General features: G+C 59.8%; 20 protein-coding genes. 10 read left to right on the forward strand and 10 right to left on the reverse strand.

Annotated elements, in window-relative coordinates; genetic code table 11:
• Position 1: 1 nt before the first annotated feature.
• Positions 2-2077, forward strand: a complete 2076-nt coding sequence (gene recG, locus AB4O40_RS17025; protein ID WP_056726844.1) for an ATP-dependent DNA helicase RecG — start codon at positions 2-4, stop codon at positions 2075-2077.
• 78 nt (positions 2078-2155) lie between these two features.
• Positions 2156-3559, forward strand: a complete 1404-nt coding sequence (locus AB4O40_RS17030; protein WP_056726843.1) for an aminoacyl-tRNA deacylase and HDOD domain-containing protein — start codon at positions 2156-2158, stop codon at positions 3557-3559.
• Positions 3560-3657: 98 nt separating this feature from the next.
• Here AB4O40_RS17030 and AB4O40_RS17035 read toward each other — a convergent pair whose 3' ends face one another.
• Positions 3658-4041, reverse strand: coding sequence for a hypothetical protein (locus AB4O40_RS17035; RefSeq protein ID WP_008018281.1), 384 nt, complete (start codon positions 4039-4041; stop codon positions 3658-3660).
• Positions 4042-4604: 563 nt separating this feature from the next.
• Between AB4O40_RS17035 and AB4O40_RS17040 the strand changes: the two genes are divergently transcribed.
• From AB4O40_RS17040 to AB4O40_RS17050, 3 genes are all read left to right on the forward strand, one after another.
• Positions 4605-5000, forward strand: coding sequence for a DUF6124 family protein (locus AB4O40_RS17040; RefSeq protein WP_056726842.1), 396 nt, complete (start codon positions 4605-4607; stop codon positions 4998-5000).
• A 272-nt stretch (positions 5001-5272) separates the two neighbouring features.
• A complete protein-coding gene (locus AB4O40_RS17045; RefSeq protein WP_056726841.1) occupies positions 5273-6694 on the forward strand; it encodes a PAAR domain-containing protein in 1422 nt (473 codons plus the stop codon).
• A 412-nt stretch (positions 6695-7106) separates the two neighbouring features.
• Positions 7107-7598, forward strand: a complete 492-nt coding sequence (locus tag AB4O40_RS17050) for a hypothetical protein (RefSeq protein WP_223542656.1) — start codon at positions 7107-7109, stop codon at positions 7596-7598.
• An 85-nt stretch (positions 7599-7683) separates the two neighbouring features.
• Here the strand turns inward: AB4O40_RS17050 and AB4O40_RS17055 are convergent, their stop codons facing one another.
• The 3 genes from AB4O40_RS17055 to AB4O40_RS17065 all read right to left on the reverse strand — a co-directional run bounded on the left by AB4O40_RS17055 (position 7684) and on the right by AB4O40_RS17065 (position 9490).
• Positions 7684-7959 carry an HU family DNA-binding protein gene (locus tag AB4O40_RS17055; RefSeq protein WP_003195589.1) on the reverse strand — a complete coding sequence of 92 codons (276 nt, stop codon included), beginning with the start codon at positions 7957-7959 and terminating at the stop codon, positions 7684-7686.
• Positions 7960-8152: 193 nt separating this feature from the next.
• Positions 8153-9301 carry an NAD(P)/FAD-dependent oxidoreductase gene (locus AB4O40_RS17060; RefSeq protein ID WP_223542657.1) on the reverse strand — a complete coding sequence of 383 codons (1149 nt, stop codon included), beginning with the start codon at positions 9299-9301 and terminating at the stop codon, positions 8153-8155.
• 18 nt (positions 9302-9319) lie between these two features.
• Complete coding sequence (locus AB4O40_RS17065) at positions 9320-9490, reverse strand: rubredoxin (protein WP_007995385.1); 171 nt, start codon at positions 9488-9490, stop codon at positions 9320-9322.
• 199 nt (positions 9491-9689) lie between these two features.
• Here AB4O40_RS17065 and AB4O40_RS17070 point away from each other — a divergent pair, with 199 nt between their 5' ends.
• Positions 9690-10253 (forward strand): chorismate--pyruvate lyase family protein, encoded by a 564-nt coding sequence (locus AB4O40_RS17070; RefSeq protein WP_056726840.1) that lies wholly within the window; start codon positions 9690-9692, stop codon positions 10251-10253.
• Positions 10253-11143 (forward strand): 4-hydroxybenzoate octaprenyltransferase, encoded by an 891-nt coding sequence (gene ubiA / locus AB4O40_RS17075; protein ID WP_460053807.1) that lies wholly within the window; start codon positions 10253-10255, stop codon positions 11141-11143. Before AB4O40_RS17070 ends, ubiA begins: the two co-directional genes overlap by 1 nt.
• A 60-nt stretch (positions 11144-11203) precedes the next feature.
• Here ubiA and AB4O40_RS17080 read toward each other — a convergent pair whose 3' ends face one another.
• A complete protein-coding gene (locus AB4O40_RS17080; protein ID WP_223542658.1) occupies positions 11204-11587 on the reverse strand; it encodes a COG4315 family predicted lipoprotein in 384 nt (127 codons plus the stop codon).
• A 153-nt stretch (positions 11588-11740) separates the two neighbouring features.
• On the opposite strand from AB4O40_RS17080, the gene phoB reads away from it, so the two are divergent.
• The 3 genes from phoB to AB4O40_RS17095 all read left to right on the forward strand — a co-directional run bounded on the left by phoB (position 11741) and on the right by AB4O40_RS17095 (position 15257).
• The gene (phoB, locus tag AB4O40_RS17085) at positions 11741-12430 is read left to right on the forward strand and encodes a phosphate regulon transcriptional regulator PhoB (RefSeq protein WP_003229608.1); all 690 of its coding nucleotides are present in this window, start codon (positions 11741-11743) and stop codon (positions 12428-12430) included.
• A 75-nt stretch (positions 12431-12505) separates the two neighbouring features.
• A complete protein-coding gene (gene phoR, locus AB4O40_RS17090; RefSeq protein ID WP_236709708.1) occupies positions 12506-13792 on the forward strand; it encodes a phosphate regulon sensor histidine kinase PhoR in 1287 nt (428 codons plus the stop codon).
• A 124-nt stretch (positions 13793-13916) separates the two neighbouring features.
• On the forward strand, positions 13917-15257 hold the full coding sequence (locus AB4O40_RS17095; protein WP_007975205.1) for a hemolysin family protein: 1341 nt from the start codon (positions 13917-13919) through the stop codon (positions 15255-15257).
• Positions 15258-15290: 33 nt separating this feature from the next.
• On the opposite strand, the gene AB4O40_RS17100 is transcribed toward AB4O40_RS17095, so the two are convergent.
• The 5 genes from AB4O40_RS17100 to pstA all read right to left on the reverse strand — a co-directional run bounded on the left by AB4O40_RS17100 (position 15291) and on the right by pstA (position 20957).
• Entirely contained in the window at positions 15291-16187 is an 897-nt protein-coding gene (locus AB4O40_RS17100; protein WP_056726836.1) for a peptidoglycan DD-metalloendopeptidase family protein, read from the reverse strand.
• A 144-nt stretch (positions 16188-16331) separates the two neighbouring features.
• Positions 16332-17234: a response regulator gene (locus tag AB4O40_RS17105; RefSeq protein WP_056726835.1), complete on the reverse strand. Its 903-nt coding sequence runs from the start codon at positions 17232-17234 to the stop codon at positions 16332-16334.
• 168 nt (positions 17235-17402) lie between these two features.
• Positions 17403-18164 (reverse strand): phosphate signaling complex protein PhoU, encoded by a 762-nt coding sequence (gene phoU / locus AB4O40_RS17110; RefSeq protein ID WP_007992846.1) that lies wholly within the window; start codon positions 18162-18164, stop codon positions 17403-17405.
• 109 nt (positions 18165-18273) lie between these two features.
• Positions 18274-19107 (reverse strand): phosphate ABC transporter ATP-binding protein PstB, encoded by an 834-nt coding sequence (gene pstB, locus AB4O40_RS17115; RefSeq protein ID WP_007971742.1) that lies wholly within the window; start codon positions 19105-19107, stop codon positions 18274-18276.
• 179 nt (positions 19108-19286) lie between these two features.
• Entirely contained in the window at positions 19287-20957 is a 1671-nt protein-coding gene (gene pstA, locus AB4O40_RS17120) for a phosphate ABC transporter permease PstA (RefSeq protein WP_056726834.1), read from the reverse strand.
• Position 20958: the final 1 nt, after the last annotated feature.

Genomic DNA, 20958 nt, shown 5'->3' on the forward strand with positions numbered 1-20958 from the left:
CATGAGCGAGTTGTCGCAAGTGTCGGTGACGGCACTCAAGGGTGTCGGTGAAGCCATGGCCGAGAAACTGGCCAAGGTCGGCCTGGAAAACCTCCAGGACGTGTTGTTTCACCTGCCGTTACGCTATCAGGATCGCACCCGTGTCGTGCCGATCGGCGCACTGCGGCCCGGGCAAGATGCGGTCATCGAAGGCACCGTCAGCGGTGCCGATGTGGTCATGGGCCGGCGACGCAGCCTGGTGGTCCGGTTGCAGGATGGCACCGGGGGCTTGAGCCTGCGTTTCTATCATTTCAGTAACGCGCAAAAAGAAGGCCTGAAACGCGGCACGCGGATTCGCTGCTACGGCGAGGCGCGGCCCGGCGCTTCGGGGCTGGAGATCTACCACCCGGAATACCGCGCCATCACCGGCGACGAACCGCCGCCGGTGGATGAAACCCTGACCCCGGTCTACCCGCTCACCGAAGGCCTGACCCAACAGCGCTTGCGCCAGTTGTGCATGCAGACCCTCACCCTGCTCGGCCCCAGCAGCCTGCCCGACTGGCTACCGAACGAACTGGCCCGGGATTACCAACTGGCGCCGCTGGCCGATGCGATCCGCTACCTGCACAACCCGCCCGCCGATGCCGACGTCGATGAACTGGCACTCGGTCACCACTGGGCGCAGCACCGTCTGGCTTTCGAAGAACTGCTGACCCATCAACTGTCGCAACAGCGCCTGCGTGAAAGCATGCGCTCCCTGCGTGCGCCAGCGATGCCCAAAGCCACCAGGCTGCCGGCCAAATACCTGGCCAACCTCGGCTTCAGTCCGACCGGTGCCCAACAGCGGGTCGGCAATGAAATCGCCTATGACCTCAGCCAGCACGAACCGATGCTGCGGCTGATCCAGGGCGACGTCGGCGCCGGTAAAACCGTGGTCGCCGCCCTTGCCGCGCTGCAAGCGCTGGAGGCCGGTTATCAGGTCGCGCTGATGGCACCCACCGAAATTCTCGCCGAGCAGCACTTCATCACCTTCAAGCGCTGGCTTGAGCCGCTGGGCATTGAAGTCGCCTGGCTGGCCGGCAAGCTCAAGGGCAAGAACCGCGCAGCCGCGCTGGAGCAAATCGCCAGCGGCACGCCGATGGTGGTCGGCACCCACGCGCTGTTCCAGGACGAAGTGCAATTCAAGAACCTGGCGCTGGTGATCATCGACGAACAGCACCGTTTCGGCGTGCAGCAGCGTCTGGCCTTGCGGCAGAAAGGCGTCGGCGGACGCATGTGCCCGCACCAGTTGATCATGACTGCCACGCCGATTCCGCGCACGCTGGCCATGAGCGCCTACGCCGACCTCGACACCTCGATCCTCGACGAATTGCCGCCCGGCCGAACCCCGGTCAACACCGTGCTGATCACCGACACCCGGCGGGTCGAAGTCATCGAGCGGGTGCGTAGCGCTTGCGCCGAAGGGCGTCAGGCCTATTGGGTGTGCACGCTGATCGAAGAGTCGGAAGAGCTGACCTGCCAGGCAGCGGAAACTACCTTCGAGGACCTCACTGCCGCTCTCGGCGAGTTGAAAGTCGGGCTGATCCACGGCCGCATGAAGCCTGCGGAAAAAGCTGCGGTGATGGCCGAATTCAAGGCCGGCAACCTGCAACTGCTGGTCGCGACCACGGTGATCGAAGTCGGCGTCGACGTGCCCAACGCCAGCCTGATGATCATCGAAAACCCCGAGCGCCTGGGCCTGGCGCAATTGCACCAGTTGCGCGGCCGAGTCGGCCGGGGCAGCGCCGTCAGCCATTGCGTGCTGCTCTACCATCCGCCACTGTCGCAGATCGGCCGCCAGCGCCTGGGCATCATGCGTGAAACCAACGATGGTTTCGTCATCGCCGAAAGGGATCTGGAACTGCGCGGCCCCGGCGAAATGCTCGGCACCCGGCAAACCGGCCTGCTTCAATTCAAGGTCGCTGACCTGATGCGCGATGCCGATTTGCTGCCCGCCGTGCGGGATGCCGCCCAGGCATTGCTCGAACGCTGGCCGACCCACGTCAGCCCGCTACTCGACCGATGGCTGCGTCATGGCCAACAATACGGCCAAGTGTGACAACCGTCACGGTTTCTGAGGCGTGGCCCCAAGCAAGCTGGTTATACTCCCGCCATTGTTTAAGTACGGATACAGACCATGACCGAAGTTGCCTTCGCACCCGACACCCCGCACGCTCCGTCGGTTATTCGGCTGATGCTGGGCAAGTTGGGCATTACCTACGAAGAAGTGCTGGATCGTCACGGCCTCAATGCCGCGCGCAAAGTGCAGGCCGTTCTGCTGGAAGACAGCGTTGGTGTATTGATGGTGCTGTTCCCGCAGAGCCAATTGCTGGACCTCAATCGCCTGACCGAACTCACCGGTCGCCGCCTCGCCGCCGTACCCATCGAACGCCTGAAAAAAATGCTCGGCAAGCACAACCTCAGCTTGCTGCCAGGCCTGCCGGCGCTGACCAGTTCACCGTGCCTGTACGACGAAAGCCTGCTGCGCGAGCCGAAGTTGCTGATCAACTCCGGTGAGCCGGGCGTGCTGCTGGAAATCACCAGCGAAGACTTCAAGGCGACCATGCTGATCAAGGCCAGCGCCGCCAACTTCGGCGAAAACCTGACCAGCATCCGCCCCAACCTTGACCGCCCCGATGACGACCGCGAGGAAATCACCCAGGCCGTCCAGGCGTTCACCGCACGGCGCATCCAGCAGCGTCTGGAAGCGACCATCGAGATTCCGCCGCTGGCCGAAACCGCGCAAAAAATCATCAAGCTGCGCGTCGACCCCAACGCCACCATCGACGACATCACCGGCGTGGTCGAAACCGACCCGGCGCTGGCCGCACAAGTCGTGAGCTGGGCGGCATCGCCGTACTACGCCTCGCCGGGCAAGATCCGCTCGGTGGAAGACGCCATCGTGCGGGTGCTGGGCTTCGACCTGGTGATCAACCTGGCGCTGGGCCTGGCCCTGGGCAAAACCCTGAGCCTGCCCAAGGACCACCCGCAACACTCCACGCCCTACTGGCAGCAATCGATCTACACCGCCGCCGTCATCGAAGGCCTGACCCGCGCCATGCCCCGCGCCCAGCGTCCGGAAGCCGGCCTGACCTACCTGGCCGGCCTGCTGCACAACTTCGGCTACCTGCTGCTGGCCCACGTGTTCCCGCCGCACTTCTCGCTGATCTGCCGCCACCTGGAGGTCAACCCGCACCTGTGCCACAGCTTCGTGGAACAGCACCTGCTGGGCATCAGCCGTGAACAGATCGGCTCATGGCTGATGCGCTACTGGGACATGCCCGAAGAACTGGCCACCGCCCTGCGCTTCCAGCACGACCCGCATTACGACGGCGAATTCGCTGAGTACCCGAACCTGGTGTGCCTGTCGGTGCGCCTGCTGCGCAGCCGTGGCATCGGCTCCGGCCCCGACGAAGACATCCCCGACGCCCTGCTCGAACGCCTTGGCCTGAGCCGCGAAAAAGCCAACGACGTGGTCAGCAAAGTCCTCGAGGCCGAAGTGCTGCTGCGCGAACTGGCTTCGCAGTTCACCCAAGGCTGAAAAGCAATCGCGAGCAGCCTCGCTCCCACATGGATCACCTGAATCCTGTGGGAGCGGGCTTGCCCGCGATGAATATCACTCGGTCTACCTGAAAGACCTCAAGCCTTGGGCTTGGCCTTCTTCGGCTTCAAATACTTGGTCAGCCCCTGGAACCAGATCACCAGCGCCGGGTTGCCCTTGATCTGAATCGACTTGTCCTGAATCCCCGTCATGAACGCCAGCTGCTTGTTCTTCGCCTGCATCGTGGCAAAGCCGTACGCGGCGTCTTTAAAGGCAATCGCAAACGCAGGCTCGGCATGCACACCCGATTGGCTGGTGATGCGCTGGTCTTTCACGCGGAAATGCCGCGCCACTTTCCCGTCCAGGGTCTGCAGCTGAAACACCAGGTCCTTGTCACCCAACTGCTGCTGAAACGCCGGATTGGTCCGGCTGGCCTTACCCATCAACAAACCCAGCATCCACAGCAGAAAACGAAATTTCATGCGCACAGCCTCAAGAGAAAAATGAACGGCTGGGGCAGTTTAACGGCTTAACAACAGAACACCACCTTTCAGATGCGTTAGAAGAAGATAAGCCATATTTCTCGCATGATGACCGCTAAGTCACGCTTTCATACTGTCTCACTGATCGTTCCACACTCATGCGTAGGAATGCCTTCCCTGGCACTCCTACAACGGCAGAAACACATTCCTGTAGGAGCTGCCGAAGGCTGCGATCTTTTGATCTTGCACCCCGCAGACTTCTCGGACATTTCCTTCAAAACGCCGGGCCATGCGCGAACTAGGCGATTTTGGTCGGCACCGATAACCTCTTTAAGTCACCGCAAAATCGGTGACTCGGACGTGCAAGTCCGGAATCGGCACACAATCGGTAATGGCTATTCCCAGAGCGTTTTTTTATGCTCGCGGATCATTATGGCAGCTGTGTGTGGGAGATCTTCCGATCTGCCGGTTTACCGATTCCGGTCTTGCACACCTATACACAGCTGCCACCTCTTTCGAAGTGCAAGCGAAATGGTGTTAGCCCTCAAATCGGTACGATTCCAATGATTAAGCCAACACCGAATCCCCCAGTAAACGAAGCCCCTCCCTCCTACGAAGCCCTTAATACCAAAGAGCTCAATCAAGCGGTAGAACGCGCCCCCGATCACCATGCAACCCAAACCGAACAGAAACAACCAAAACGCAACGGCCAACTCTTCAGCGTCTGTCCTGACATCAATACCGAAGCACTGCTGGCCAACGCCTCGGAAGATCTGCTGTCCATCAGCGCCATCGCCGCTGACCTGGCCGATGATGTAGACGGCTCGCGCCGCTCAGTAGCCCTGGCGATCAGTCGCGTGGCTGAGGGGGCGCATTTGCTGGTAGAGCAAGCGCTGGATCATCTGGAAGAACCGGAAATGACGGCGATTCTCACGAAGAAATTAAGCCGAACCTGCTAACTCGCCAAGCAGGAAAACGCCCCCGATCGGAGCCGTCACCATCGGGGTTTTAAGGCAAGTCGCTGCTGCCGCCCTTAAAAGCCAACTCCCACTCACTTCTCCCTTTCCCAAATCTGCGTAGGAAGCTTCCTGCTCTCCCTGTGTTGTCTTGAATTACCTCTCTGGTCACGTACTTTGCGCTAGCCCGACTCGTTCCCGAGCCGGAGTCACTCATTGTTAACGATGGCGCGTTTCCCAAGGGTTGGGACGCCAGTGGAAAGGGACATCAAGACATGGCTACCGGGTTTTACATTGGGCTAGGCGACAAAACTACCTGCGGCGGTACCGTTCTGGAGGGGGACCACACTTTCAGTTTCGGTCTCATCCATGCTCGTGAGGGTGATCTGGTCAGTTGCGGAAAAGACAAGAAGAGTTACCGGATCATCGGCGGCGTTTCTCACGTCCTAAGCGAGGGTCGACGTGTTGCTGGCACGCTGGATAGTTTCAGCGGCTGCCCCTGTGAAGCCCAACTGATTCCCTCGAATTTCGAGGGCAGTTATGTCAATGAACCTCCTGCACCGAAAGCAGCCAGGGCAACCGCTCAATCGGCCTCGGCCATACCATCGTCGACAACCACCAGAAGTCCGATTGCACCGCGCCCATCTGGTTTTACGTCAATGACAAACGCCCCATCTCCACCACAGCTCACTGGCCGCGATGCGCCGGAGCCGGGCTTCTACATCGTGCCCAAAAGCACCACCCGCGAACAGCTTGAGGCCTCGTTGTTCACCCTGCGCGACCCGGCGGTGATGGGCAAATTCAAACTGCTCAATCCCAACTTGAGCGACGTCAAAGCCGGCTCGATGATCGTGCTGAGCGACCCCAGCAACTACCAGTGCACCCGTGAAGAAGCCCTGCTCATGGACGTGGCGGCCAAGACCAATCGGGTGCTTGAAACGCTCAGCCCGGAAGAAGCGGATTTCATGGTGCAGCACCGGGATGTCATCCAGAACTTCTTGACCTATGGCTCCGGCGCTATTGGAGTCGGCGCGAGCATTTTCAAGAATAATCTGGATAACGTCGGCAATGCTTTGAGGGATATTGAAGCGTTGCAACAAAATACGCTTCAAAGAGACGGGCACCTGCGCTCGCCAGCGTTCTTTGCAGAGCGCCAGCGTCTGCTCGCACAACTGAACAGCCATATGACGGCACTGACCCGCAAGGGAATTGGATTCCCAAACCACATCAATTTGAAAAAAATGTTGGGCATCTCCAGCCAAAGCCTGGTCCACCACTGGACCAATGCCAGTCCTGCGGGGCAAATACCGGGCTATGCCACCCATCTTGAAGGTGTGGCAAAGGCTTCAAAATACGTTCAGTACGGTGGTTGGCTGGTTACTGCCGTCGGCGGAGGAGCATCTGCCAGGAAGGTTCAAGATGTTTGCGCTGCAGGAAGTACCGAGGCATGTGAACGAATCCGGCTAACAGAGTCTGGGAGTTTTACCGGTGGAGTGGCTGGAGGCATGGCTGCAGGCAGGATGTTAACCGCTTCAGCAATCGGCGGACTTTGCGTGGCAATGGGAGTTCCAACAGGCGGATTTTCAATGCTTGCGTGCAGTATCGTTGCGGTGGGTGCAGGCACCTATGCGGGTGGAAAATTGGGAGAAATTGGTGGTGAGGAGATCGCCGAAGTCGTTTACGAGAATACGAAATGACTACCGCGGAAATGGTTGCTGGCAGCTTGTGTGGCATTCCGATCGCCACTCTGATGATCGGCAATGTCGTCGCATTGTACTTTGGCTATACGAAGAGAGAGTTGTTGCTAGAGCATTTCAAGAACAGCTCTTCATCCATTACTAACACCGTACGTATACATACAGGCCCTTGGGGCAAGCTGCAGCTTGTGGGTAGCGCTTGTATGGTTCTTACTTTTCCCAGTTTTTACATCAAACATGGAATCCTCAGCATTGAGGACTTTGAATTTTTCCCCCACCCACTGAGACGGAAGCTAGTCGCGTTGCAATGGAGTGTTATCGGGTCATTCGCAGTTTTGGCATTACTAATAACGTTATTGAAATCAGGAGTGCTCAAATAGCCTGATCACGGCGCGATGACATAGCGGGACAGATGCAGCCTTTGCCACACCTTGAAGGTGTGGCAAAGGCTGCTAAATACTTCAAATACGGCGGCTCGCTAAAGATTGCCGTCGGTGGAGGGGCATCGAGAGACCATGAAATGACTACCGCTAAAATGATCATCGGCAGCTTGGGCGGCGTGGTTATTATTTGTCAATTCATCTGCATTGGAACAGCTTTGTATCTGAGTTATACCAAGGGTGACTTGATGTCGTCACACTTCAAAAACAGCTCGTCTCTACTGACTTTCGGAATATATAAGCGCACAACTATCTATGGCAGGTTACCGCTGGTAGGAAACATTTCTAGCATTCTTACATTCCCGGGGTTTTTCCTTAAACGAGGTCTAGCCAATTCTGAGGACATAGACAGCTTCCCCCTCCCACTTAAGCGACACCTTGTAATGCTGCAATGGAGTTTTATTGGGCTTGTAGGTGCGATGGTACTGCTTGTCGCAATAGGGCAGTCAGGGATCCTCAATTAACCCTCCACAAAAAAATGGGCACCCAACCCTGGTTGGCGTGCCCATTTTTTATTCCACTCCCCGCTGCGCGGGAGGTGAAAACGGATTACGGATTAACGCTGTCTTTCAACGATTTGCCTGGCTTGAACGCAACGGTGTTGCTGGCCTTGATTTTGACGGGTTCACCGGTTTGCGGGTTTTTGCCGGTGCGGGCACCGCGATGGCGTTGCAGGAAGGTGCCGAAACCCACCAGCGTCACGCTGTCTTTGCGGTGCAGGGCACCGGTGATTTCTTCAAGAACGGCGTTGAGAACGCGGTTGGCTTGTTCTTTGGTGAGGTCTGCTTTTTCAGCAATGGCTGCGGCGAGGTCTGGTTTACGCATGTGAGTGAAGCCCCTTTGACGGTTTGTTGTTGTTATGTCCGTGCTGCTCTCGCGGAGCAGCGCCAAAAGCGCCGCAGGTGCTCTACTCTGCGGCAGACGGGAGTGAGGATGGCACGCAGTGAGGCCCCGCGCCAGTATCGGCGCGGCCATTGTTGGGGCAAAAGGGGGGTGATTCCGACAGAACGACCGCTATTTATGCCAACAGGGCCGGAAGCTCTTTGTTCAGGGCCAGTTTTTCCATCACGGCGGCACCGGTGAGGGCGTAACCGAGCAGCTTGCCCGCGGCATCGCGACACAAAACCTTGATGTCGGCGCCCTGCCCTTCGACTGTCCAGATGCCCTCTGCGCCCCGTGGCGGCGGGGACACCACCAGCGGGCAGACCGGAGTTTTGACGGTGATCGGCATCGGGCCATAGGTGACGGCGGTCGGGTTGCCGGCCAGGGTTTGCGCCAGCGCCCTCGCACAGCTCATCAGGGGCATCACGTACAGCAGGTTCAGCCCGTCGACCTCGGCGCAGTCGCCCAAGGCGTAGATGTTGGCATGAGAGGTCTTCAAGTGCCGATCGACCATGATGCCGCGGTTGACCTGCAAACCGGCCGCAGCCGCCAGGTCGACGCGCGGGCGCAGGCCAATGGCCGAGACCACCACGTCGCACGGGATCACCTGGCCATCGGACAGCTGCGCTTCCAGGCCGTCAGCCACGCGTTGCAGGCGATTGAGCACGGGGCCGAGGTGGAAACGCGCGCCGAGACTTTCGAGGCCAGCCTGCACCGCAGCGGCCGCCGCCGGGTGCAGCAGGGTCGGCATGACTTGTTCGCACGGCGCAACCAGCTGTACTTCGTAGCCGCCCAGGGTCAGGTCGTTGGCGAATTCGCAGCCGATCAGGCCGGCGCCGAGCAGCAGCACGCGGCGCTTGCCGGCCGCCGCCGCACGGAAGCGTGCGTAGTCTTCCAGGTCGTTGATCGGGAATACGCAATCCGCCGCATCACCCTCAATGGGCACGCGCACGGTTTCGGCGCCCCAGGCCAGGATCAGGTCGCGGTAGATCACCGCTTCTTCACCGATCCACAGGCGTTTGTGGCCCGGGTCGATACCGCTGATGCGCGTGTGGGTGCGTATTTCGGCCTTGAGCTGCTCGGCCATGGCGCCGGGTTCGGCCATGCTCAGGCCGTCGGCATCCTTGTTTTTGCCGAAGCCGGTGGAGAGCATCGGCTTGGAGTAGGAGCGCCCGTCATCGGCGGTAATCAGCAGCAGCGGGGTTTCGCTATCGAGTTTGCGAAACTCGCGGGCCACGTTGTAGCCCGCCAGGCCGGTGCCAATGATTACGACAGGTGCGTTCATTCCTTACTCCTCAATTATTCAGGCAGCGATTTCGATCATTTCAAAATCCATTTTGCCCACACCGCAGTCCGGGCACAGCCAGTCTGCCGGGACGTCTTCCCAACGGGTGCCCGGCGCAATGCCGTCATCCGGCCAACCGTCGGCTTCGTTGTAGATCAGGCCGCAGACGATACATTGCCACTTTTTCATCAGGTACTTCCTCAAGGTTCAGGCGTTTTGCCGGCCGGACGGTCGATGGTTGCAGCACTGCCGTCCAACTCAGCGCGTTTTGTACTGATCGGAGCCGCCGGATGCAAGCCTGTTCGGCGCAACGGCAGGCCAATTCAATCGATATCGGCAGCTGACATGTTAAGCTCGCCGCCTCATTTGCTGCCAATAATGACTCATTGTGCATCACACAGAATCCCCCTCTCCAGCTCCTCTCTGGCTCTCGCGCAGCGAACTGGCGCCACTCCCCGATGCCTCCACTCTCGACTGGCTGTTCGACGAAGGCTCACTGACTCGACGCCTGATTCATCTGTCGAATGATGCGTTCAGCGTCTCGCCGATGTTCGAAGGCTGGCAACCCCTGCGTGCCGACGAGTGCACAGCGCTGGACCTGGCCGATGGCAGTGAGGGTTGGGTGCGCGAGGTGTATTTGCGCGGTCATGGCCAGGCGTGGGTGTTTGCGCGCAGCGTAGCCTCACGCAGTGCATTGCAAGGCGACGGCTTGCACATGGACGAACTGGGCAGCCGCTCGCTGGGCGAATTGCTGTTTTGCGATCAGGCTTTTCAGCGCCGGGCCATCGAGGTTTGCCATTATCCGCAATCGTGGTTGCCCGCCGAGGTGCAATCCCCTGGGCTGTGGGGCCGCCGCTCGCGCTTCGACCGCGGCGCCTTGAGCGTTTTGGTGGCCGAAATTTTCCTGCCTTCCCTGTGGGACGCCGCCTGCGCCCGATCGGAGAACCGTTGATGTACCAAAGCCTGCTCAAGTCCTTGAACCGCTTGAATCCTCGGGCCTGGGATTTCATTCAGCTGACCCGCATGGACAAGCCGATCGGCATTTACCTGCTGCTCTGGCCAACGCTGTGGGCGCTGTGGATTGCCGGCAAGGGGTCGCCGTCCCTGGCCAACATTGTGATTTTCGTCCTCGGCGTGGTGCTGACCCGCGCCGGTGGCTGTGTGATCAACGACTGGGCGGACCGCAAGGTCGATGGCCATGTGAAGCGTACCGAGCAGCGGCCGCTGGTGAGCGGCAAGATCAGCTCCAAAGAGGCGCTGGTGTTCTTCGCATTGCTGATGGGCGCGAGCTTCCTGCTGGTGCTGTGCACCAATGCCGCGACCATCTGGCTGTCGTTGGGCGGCCTGGCGCTGGCGTTCAGTTACCCGTTCATGAAGCGCTACACCTATTACCCGCAAGTGGTGCTGGGCGCCGCATTTTCGTGGGGGATGCCGATGGCGTTCACCGCAGAAACCGGTGAATTGCCGGCCGTCGCGTGGTTGCTATGGATCGCCAACCTGATGTGGACCGTGGGTTACGACACGTATTACGCGATGACCGACCGCGATGACGACCTGAAGATCGGCGTGAAATCCACGGCAATCCTGTTCGGCGACGCGGACCGGGCGATCATCCTGACCCTGCAAGGGCTGGCGTTGGGCTGCCTGATGCTGGCGGGGTCGAAGTTCGACCTTGGCGGCTGGTTCCACCTCGGATTACTGGTGGCGGCGGGCTGCTTTGCGTGGGAGTTCTGGTACACCCAAGGCAAGGACCGGATGCGTTGCTTCAAGGCGTTTTTGCACAATCACTGGGCAGGTTTGGCGATTTTCGTCGGGATTGTGCTGGACTACGCGCTGCGTTGACCTTTGAAAAGATCGCAGCCTGCGGCAGCTCCTACCGAAGGCTGCGATCTTTTTGCGTTGTTACATATGCTCGCGAACGACATGCCAGACGTCTTTTTTCTTGTCACCCGTCATGTCTCCAGGTTTTTTGTCGTCCTCGTAGTAGTACAGCGGCTTGCCGTCATAAGCCCATTGCATCTTGCCATCGTCACGCTTGACGACTGTCCATTTACCTTCGGCCTTGGCACCCGCCGGCGCCATCATTGGCGGCCAGTATTTGGCGCAGTCGCCGTTGCACATCGACTTGCCGTCCGCGTCCTTGTCGAAGGTGTACAGGGTCATCCCTTTGTGGTCAGTCATCATGCCGTCTTTCATCATGCCCGGTTCGGCGGCGAAGGCCATCGAAGGCAATGCCAGGGCAGCGGCCAGCAGCAGGGCCTTGAGGGATTGCGAGTGTAGATTCATTTGAAGCCTTCCTTTGTGGTTGTCAGGATTCGGACTTAAAGCTTAGCCCAGGATCCAGCCAATCGCCGACCGACTAAAATACTGTCACACGACTGCAATAATTCCGTTATCTAATGCGGCGCAAGACAGTTAAATGACAAGAGGAATAAGGGCATGGTTGGCAGGAGCATTCTGATCGTCGACGACGAAGCGCCTATTCGCGAAATGATCGCCGTTGCATTGGAAATGGCCGGCTATGACTGCCTGGAGGCTGAAAACTCCCAGCAGGCCCACGCCATTATCGTCGACCGCAAACCGGACCTGATCCTGCTCGACTGGATGCTGCCCGGCACGTCCGGCATCGAACTGGCCCGTCGCCTCAAGCGTGATGAACTGACCGGGGACATCCCGATCATCATGCTCACCGCCAAGGGTGAAGAGGACAACAAGATCCAGGGCCTGGAAGTCGGCGCCGACGACTACATCACCAAGCCGTTTTCCCCCCGTGAGCTGGTAGCGCGCCTGAAGGCCGTGCTGCGCCGTGCCGGCCCGACTGATGGCGAGGCGCCAATCGAAGTCGGCGGTCTGCTGCTGGACCCGATCAGCCACCGCGTGACCATCGACGGCCGTCCTGCCGAGATGGGACCGACTGAATACCGCCTGCTGCAATTCTTCATGACCCACCAGGAGCGCGCCTACACGCGTGGCCAGTTGCTGGATCAGGTCTGGGGCGGCAACGTCTACGTCGAAGAGCGTACGGTCGACGTGCACATTCGACGCCTGCGCAAAGCCCTCGGCGATGCTTACGAAAATCTGGTACAAACCGTGCGCGGCACTGGCTACCGGTTCTCAACCAAGGCCTGATGATCGCAGCGGTTCCACTTTCAAGGACGTATTTTTTTCGTGAACCAAAACTGGCATGGCACCCTGATTCGCCACATGCTGCTGCTGGTCACCGCCTGCCTGGTGATCGGCCTGATCACCGGCTATTACGGCTGGAGCCTCGCTGCAGGCCTGGGTCTTTACCTGGCCTGGACCCTCAAGCAATTGCTGCGTCTGCACGAGTGGCTGCGCCTGCACAAACCCGATGAAGCGCCACCCGACGGCTACGGCCTGTGGGGCGAGGTGTTCGACAGCATCTACCACCTGCAACGCCGCGACCAACGGGTACGCGGACGCCTGCAAGCGGTGATCGACCGGGTTCAGGAATCCACCGCCGCGCTCAAGGATGCGGTGATCATGCTCGATACCGACGGCAACCTGGAATGGTGGAACCGCGCCGCCGAAACCCTGCTGGGCCTCAAGACGCCACAGGACAGTGGCCAACCGGTGACCAACCTGGTGCGCCATCCGCGCTTCAAGGAATACTTCGAGCAAGACAGTTATGCCGAGCCACTGGAAATCCCCTCGCCGACCAACGACCGCGTGCGCATTCAGCTGTACATCACCCGCTACGGCAATAACGAACACTTGATGCTGGTGCGCGATGTCACGCGCATCCATCAGCTTGAGCAAATGCGCAAAGACTTCATCGCCAACGTTTCCCATGAACTGCGCACACCGTTGACGGTGATCTGCGGTTACCTGGAAACCTTGCTCGACAACGTCGACGAGGTGAACCCGCGCTGGGGCCGCGCCTTGCAGCAGATGCAGCAACAAGGCGGACGCATGCAGACCTTGCTCAACGACCTGTTGTTGCTGGCCAAGCTGGAAGCCACCGATTATCCGTCGGACAACCAGCCGGTGCCGATCGACGGCTTGCTGCAATCGATCAAGAGCGATGCGCAGCAGTTGTCCGGCCAGAAAAACCAGAAAATCATCCTGGAAGCCGACCCGACGATTCTGCTCAAGGGCAGCGAAGCGGAGTTGCGCAGCGCGTTTTCCAACCTGGTGTTCAACGCGGTGAAATACACCCCGGCCGAAGGCAATATCCGCATTCGCTGGTGGGGCGATGACCAGGGGGCGCACCTGAGCGTGCAGGATTCCGGGATCGGCATCGATGCCAAACACCTGCCGCGCCTGACCGAACGCTTCTATCGCGTCGACTCCAGCCGCAACTCCAACACCGGGGGCACCGGCCTGGGACTGGCGATCGTCAAACACGTCTTGTTACGACATCGGGCACGGATGGAAATCAGCAGCGTACCGGGCCACGGCAGTACCTTTACCTGCCACTTTGCCCCGGCTCAAGTCACCAAATCACGGGTTATCAGCACCACTGACTGATACCGGCCAGCACGCGCCACTAGGCAACTGGCCGGTCAGCCGCTACATTGGCTGACTTGTGCCTGCCTTTCAGGCGCGGTTTTTTACTTCCCTCTCGAATATACGGAACCCGCAAAACTCCATCATGGACCCTTCCCCTGGCTTGACCCTCGCTACCATTTTCGCCGACTTCGGCATGATTCTTTTTGCTCTGATCCTGGTTTTGCTCAACGGATTTTTCGTTGCGGCGGAATTTGCCATGGTCAAATTGCGCTCGACCCGGGTCGAGGCCATCGCTGACAAAAACGGCTGGCGCGGGCACATCCTGCGCACCGTGCACAGTCAACTCGATGCTTACCTGTCGGCTTGCCAATTGGGTATCACCCTCGCCTCCCTGGGCCTGGGTTGGGTCGGTGAACCCGCGTTTGCCCACATTCTTGAGCCGGTGTTGAGCGCAGTCGGCGTCGAGTCGGCCGAAGTGGTCAAAGGCATCTCGTTCTTCACCGCCTTCTTCATCATTTCGTACCTGCACATCGTGGTCGGCGAACTGGCCCCCAAATCCTGGGCCATCCGCAAACCCGAGTTGCTGTCGCTGTGGACCGCCGTGCCGCTGTACCTGTTCTATTGGGCCATGTACCCGGCCATCTACCTGCTCAACGCCAGCGCCAACACCATCCTGCGCATTGCGGGGCAAGGTGAGCCCGGCCCGCATCACGAGCATCACTACAGCCGTGAAGAACTGAAACTGATCCTGCACTCCAGCCGTGGCCAGGACCCGAGCGACCAAGGCATGCGCGTCCTGGCCTCGGCGGTGGAAATGGGTGAACTGGAAGTGGTCGACTGGGCCAATTCCCGCGAAGACCTGGTGACCCTGGAGTTCAACGCGCCGCTCAAGCAGATCCTGGCGATGTTCCGTCGCCACAAGTTCAGCCGTTACCCAGTGTACGACAGCGAGCGCCAGGAGTTCGTCGGCCTGCTGCACATCAAGGATCTGCTGCTGGAACTGGCGGCACTGGACCACATTCCCGAGTCGTTCAACCTGGCCGAACTGACCCGCCCACTGGAGCGGGTGTCGCGGCACATGCCGCTGTCGCAGTTGCTGGAACAGTTCCGCAAGGGCGGCTCGCACTTCGCCGTGGTCGAAGAGGCCGACGGCAACATCATCGGCTACCTGACCATGGAAGACGTGCTGGAAGTGCTGGTGGGCGACATCCAGGACGAACACCGCAAGGCCGAACGCGGGATCCTCGCGTATCAGCCGGGCAAGCTGTTGGTGCGGGGCGATACGCCGCTGTTCAAGGTTGAGCGACTGCTGGGTATCGACCTCGACCACGTCGAAGCCGAAACCCTTGCCGGACTGGTCTACGAGAGCCTCAAGCGCGTACCCGAAGAGGAAGAAGTGCTGGAAGTCGAAGGCCTGCGGATCATCATCAAGAAGATGAAAGGGCCGAAGATCGTTCTGGCCAAGGTGTTGATGCTGGATTGATGCGATTCGTTAAACCGCATTGATCCCAAGGCTTTACTGCTTGCCCAACGCAAAGTTGGGCAGTGCGCCTACCGGCTGGTTGAACTGATACGGAATCGAGACCAGCCCCAGCCCGGTATTGCGCTGCACCACGAAGTGCAAATGCGGCCCGGTGCTGTTGCCGGTGTTGCCGGACAACGCCAGCGCACTCCCTACCGTTACCCGCTGACCTTCCCGAACGCAGACCGAGCCTTTCTTCAGGTGCAGATAAACGCCCATGGTCCCGTCATCGTGCAGCACCCGCACGAAATTGCCGGATGCGTCGGTGCCGCGCCCACTCTGTCTGTTCTCGGTTTTCACTACCACACCGCCTCGCGCGGCAATGATCGGCGTGCCCTCAGGCATCGCGATATCCATGGCGTATCGGCTCTTGGGCCCGAAGTGGCTGTAGGGGCCATTGGCGCCCTGGCTTATCCGGAACGGTCCGCCACGCCAGGGCAACGGGTACCGATAGCCAACCATGGGCCCTGAGGGGTCGCCCAGGGAGTAGTTGAACTTCGGGACGTACGCGATGGGCTTCCCACCTTTAGTCGCCGTGAGCTGCGCCAGGCGAACGCTGCTGCGTAGCGGGATCACCCGCCGAATCGTCCCGCCCGGCACACCGCTGGCGTTCTTCACCCCTGCAAAGCTCAATTCGACTTCGACCGGCGCATACAGGTCATTGCGCACGTACACGCTGTGCACGCCATTCTTCTTCATGATGATAAGGCGCACCTGGCGCTCAAGGTGCTCGACCATGCCATCGCGAAAAACGAACACATGGGCGCCTTTGCTAGGGCGGTCGCTGTAGGAAACCACACCATAGGCATCTTTGGATTTGTAGATGGTCATGGCCATGGCCGAGTTGGCGACCATGAACAGGCCACATATAAGCAGCAGGCGCGAGAACATGAGCAAGGATTCTGTCGAGTGAGATCTGGGATTGAGCCTAGCAGCTGCAATGGACCCGGGTAGTCGGCAGATGTTTCAAAATGGGCCGTTCAGAAGACTTTCGGCAAGGCCAATGGACCCTTCGAACTCGCAGACGACGCTGGATCAAGCACCAGGAATGAAGTGCTTCTGCGCCGTACCCCGCGCAATCAGGCGCGAGATGTAATCGAGCTTCTGCGCATCCTGGTCGACAAAGCGGAAGGTCAGTTGCAGCCAGTCACTGTCGGGCTTCGGTTCATGGGCCACGACGGCGTGCAGATAGCCGTTGAGGCGGGCGATTTCGGCATTGTCGCCCTGCTCCAGGTCCAGCACGGCGCTGTCGAGGATCTGCGGCAGGATCTCGGAGCGCTTCACCACCAGCAGCGCTTCCTTGAGGCTCAGGGCCTTGATCACGCATTGCTGGATACCGTTGGGCAACCGCAGTTGACCCTGGCCACGGCCACTGGCGGGTGCCGAAGAGGCTGCTGGCGCCTTGATCGGCGGGCTGTTGAGCAAGCCTTTGGACGGTGCGGGTGCGGCCGTTGGCGTGGCGACGGGGGCCTTGCCACCGGTCAGGGCAGCGAGGGAGTCGTTAGCGAAGGCAGGGCTGGTTTTGGTCGCGGCGACGTTGATCAAGGCGTCGAGTTTGCCGACCTTGTGCAGCGCCTGCTTGACCTTGGTGATCAGTTGCTCGTTGGTGAACGGTTTGCTGACGTAGCCGGATACCCCGGCCTGAATCGCCTGGACAACGTTCTCTTTGTCGCCACGGCTGGTCACCATCACGAAAGGCATGGCTCTGAGGTTGTCTTGCTCGCGGCACCAGGTCAGCAGTTCCAGGCCGGACATTTCCGGCATTTCCCAGTCGCACAGGACTAGGTCGAAGGCTTCCTTGGCCAGCATGGCCTGGGCCTTTCTGCCGTTGATCGCATCTTCGATCCGCATGCCCGGGAAATAATTGCGCAGGCACTTTTTCACCAGGTCACGAATGAACGACGCGTCGTCCACGACCAACACACTGACCTTACTCATCCAAAACCCCTTTAAAAAATCCCGGCCAGCATACCGCCTTGCTGATGGCACATTGCCAAAAAACCTTCAGTCACGCCGGACTTTTCGTTCGCGGGTGCTGCCTTTCGAATTCGTAAGCCGCAAACAAAAACGCCCGGCCAAAAGGCCGGGCGCTTTACTTGGGCAACCTTACTTATCGTCAGTTTTGCCCGGAACATTAGCTGTTTCGCCGCTGGTTCCTTCGACTTCTTCCTTCATGCGCTTGAGACCCAGGTGCCGCACGTCGGTGCCGCGTACCAGGTAGATCACCAGCTCGGAGATATTGCGCGCGTGGTCGCCGATACGTTCCAGCGAACGCAGCACCCAGATAATGCTCAGAACCCGCGAAATGGAACGCGGATCTTCCATCATGTAAGTGGCCAGCTCACGCAAGGCGGTCTTGTATTCGCGGTCGATGATCTTGTCGTACTGCGCCACCGACAACGCCAGCTCGGCGTCGAAACGGGCAAAGGCGTCCAGTGCGTCGCGCACCATGTTGCGCACCTGGTCACCGATGTGGCGCACTTCCACGTATCCGCGCGGCGCTTCGCCTTCTTCGCACAGCTGGATCGCGCGACGGGCGATCTTGGTCGCTTCGTCACCGATGCGCTCCAGGTCGATCACCGACTTGGAAATGCTGATGATCAGGCGCAGGTCGGAAGCCGCCGGCTGGCGACGGGCCAGAATGCGCAGGCATTCCTCGTCGATGTTGCGTTCCATCTGGTTGATCTGGTCATCGATCTCGCGCACTTGCTGGGCCAGGCCGGAGTCGGCCTCGATCAGCGCGGTCACCGCGTCGTTGACCTGCTTCTCGACCAGCCCGCCCATGGCCAGGAGGTGGCTGCGCACTTCCTCCAGTTCGGCGTTGAACTGCTGGGAGATGTGGTGTGTAAGGCCTTCCTTAGAAATCATGTTGTCTGCTCCGCAAAAGCTGTGAGCTGCAAGCTACAAGCTGCAAGCTGATGTGTTGTACCCGAACCGCCCTGACTTGCCGCTTGAAGTTCGCGGCTCGTGGCTGCCGCTAGCCGTAGCGACCGGTGATGTAGTCTTCGGTCTGCTTCTTCGCCGGATTGGTGAACAGGGTATCGGTGTCGCCAAACTCGACCAGCTTGCCCATGTACATGAACGCGGTGTAGTCGGACACCCGCGCCGCCTGTTGCATGTTGTGGGTCACGATGACGATGGTGAACTTGGATTTCAGTTCGTAGATCAGCTCTTCGACTTTCAGCGTGGAGATCGGGTCGAGTGCCGAGCACGGTTCGTCGAGCAGCAGCACTTCCGGCTCAACGGCGATGGTGCGAGCGATCACCAGACGCTGCTGCTGACCACCGGACAGGCCCAGTGCCGACTCGTGCAGACGGTCCTTGACCTCGTCCCACAGCGCCGCGCCTTTCAACGCCCACTCAACGGCTTCGTCGAGCACGCGCTTCTTGTTGATGCCCTGGATGCGCAGGCCGTAGACCACGTTTTCGTAGATGGTTTTCGGGAACGGGTTGGGCTTCTGGAACACCATGCCGACGCGACGACGCAGCTCGGCCACGTCCTCGCCCTTGCGGTAGATGTTGTTGCCGTACAGGTTGATCTCGCCTTCAACGCGGCAGCCGTCAACCAGGTCGTTCATCCGGTTGAAGGTACGCAGCAGCGTGGACTTGCCACAGCCGGACGGACCGATGAAAGCGGTCACGCGCTGTTTCGGGATGTTCATGCTGACGTCGTACAGCGCTTGTTTTTCGCCGTAGAACAGGCTCAGGCCCGGTACTTCGATAGCTACGGTTTCCTGCTCGAGGTTCAGGCTCTGTTTGTCGCGACCCAGGGCCGACATGTTGATGCCGTGGGTATGTGCTTCGTGCTGCATGGGAGGCTCCCTGTGCTAACAAATTCGGTTCGGAACGCTGCTTATTGCAGTTCCCATCAATATTCCGGTGGACGCGGTCCAGTGTGGGAGCGGGCTTGCTCGCGAAGAGGCCGGCACATTCAACATCAATGTTGCCTGACCCACCGCTTTCGCGAGCAAGCCCGCTCCCACATTGGAAATCAGCTATCCAGCGCCTTGTACTTCTCGCGCAGGTGGTTACGGATGTACACCGCCGACAGGTTCAATGTCGCGATCACCAGCACCAGCAGCAGCGCCGTGGCGTACACCAGCGGTCGCGCGGCTTCGACGTTCGGGCTCTGGAAGCCGACGTCATAGATGTGGAAGCCCAAGTGCATGATCTTCTGGTCCAGGTGCAGGTACGGGTAGTTACCGTCCACCGGCAGCGACGGCGCCAGTTTGACCACACCCACCAGCATCAGCGGCGCCACTTCACCCGCGGCGCGGGCCACCGCGAGGATCATGCCGGTCATCATCGCCGGGCTGGCCATCGGCAGCACGATCTTCCACAGGGTTTCAGCCTTGGTTGCGCCGAGGGCCAACGAGCCTTCACGCACGGTGCGAGGAATCCGCGCCAGACCTTCTTCGGTGGCCACGATCACCACCGGCACCGCCAGCAGTGCCAAGGTCAGCGAAGCCCAGAGCAGACCCGGTGTACCGAAGGTCGGTGCCGGCAGTGCTTCCGGGAAGAACAGACGGTCGAGCGAGCCGCCCAGCACGTAGACGAAGAAGCCCAGGCCGAACACGCCGTAAACGATGGCCGGAACGCCCGCCAGGTTGTTCACTGCGATGCGGATAATCCGGGTCAGTGCGTTCTGCTTGGCGTATTCACGCAGGTACACCGCCGCAAGTACGCCGAACGGGGTCACGATCATTGCCATGATCAGGGTCATCATCACGGTGCCGAAGATGGCCGGGAAGATCCCGCCTTCGGTGTTCGCTTCACGCGGGTCGTCGCTCAGGAACTCCCAGACCTTGCTGAAGTAGAAACCGATCTTGGTGGTCGTGCTCATGGCGTTCGGCTGGTAGGCGTGAACCACTTTGCCGATGCCGATTTCGATTTCCTTACCGTTCGCATCGCGGGCGGTCAGGCTGTCGCGGTTGAACTGCGCATGCAGATCGCTCAGGCGCGCTTCAACATCCTGATAGCGGGCATTGAGTTCGGCGCGCTCGGATTCCATGTCCGCTTGTGCGGTGGCGTCGAGTTTGCCATCCAGCTCAAGCTTGCGACCGTGCAGGCGGATGCGTTCGAGACCGGCGTTGATCGCGCCGATGTCGGTTTTTTCCAGGCTCTTGAGTTGTGCAGCCAGCTTGTTGACCCGGTCAACACGGGCCTGCAACTCAGGCCATGCGGCTTCGCCTTCAGCGACAACCTTGCCATCCTGTTTGACGTTGACCAGGTAACCGTAGAAGTTGCCCCACTCGCGACGCTCGATGGCCATCAGCTCCGGCGGCGTCGTCTGCCTGGTCAGCCACTCGCCGACGATCCAGGTGAAGTCGTTGCCGTTCAGGTCACGGTTGCCGACCTTGATCAGCTCGCGGGTCATGAACTCCGGGCCTTCGTCAGGCACCGGCAGGCCGGCGCTCTTCAGGCGGGCACGTGGCACTTCTTCCTTCTGTACGATTTCGCCGATCACCAAGTGATTGGCCTGGCCCGGTACGTCGTAACTGGCATGCACCAGGTCAGCCGGCCAGAAGTGACCAAGGCCACGCACGGCAATCACTGCCAGCAGGCCAATGGTCATGATGACCGCGATGGACACCGCGCCACCGCTGATCCAGACGCCGGGGGCGCCGCTCTTGAACCATCCTTTCAGGGAGTTCTGTTTCACA

It is taken from the genome of Pseudomonas sp. S2_F07 (assembly GCF_054668325.1).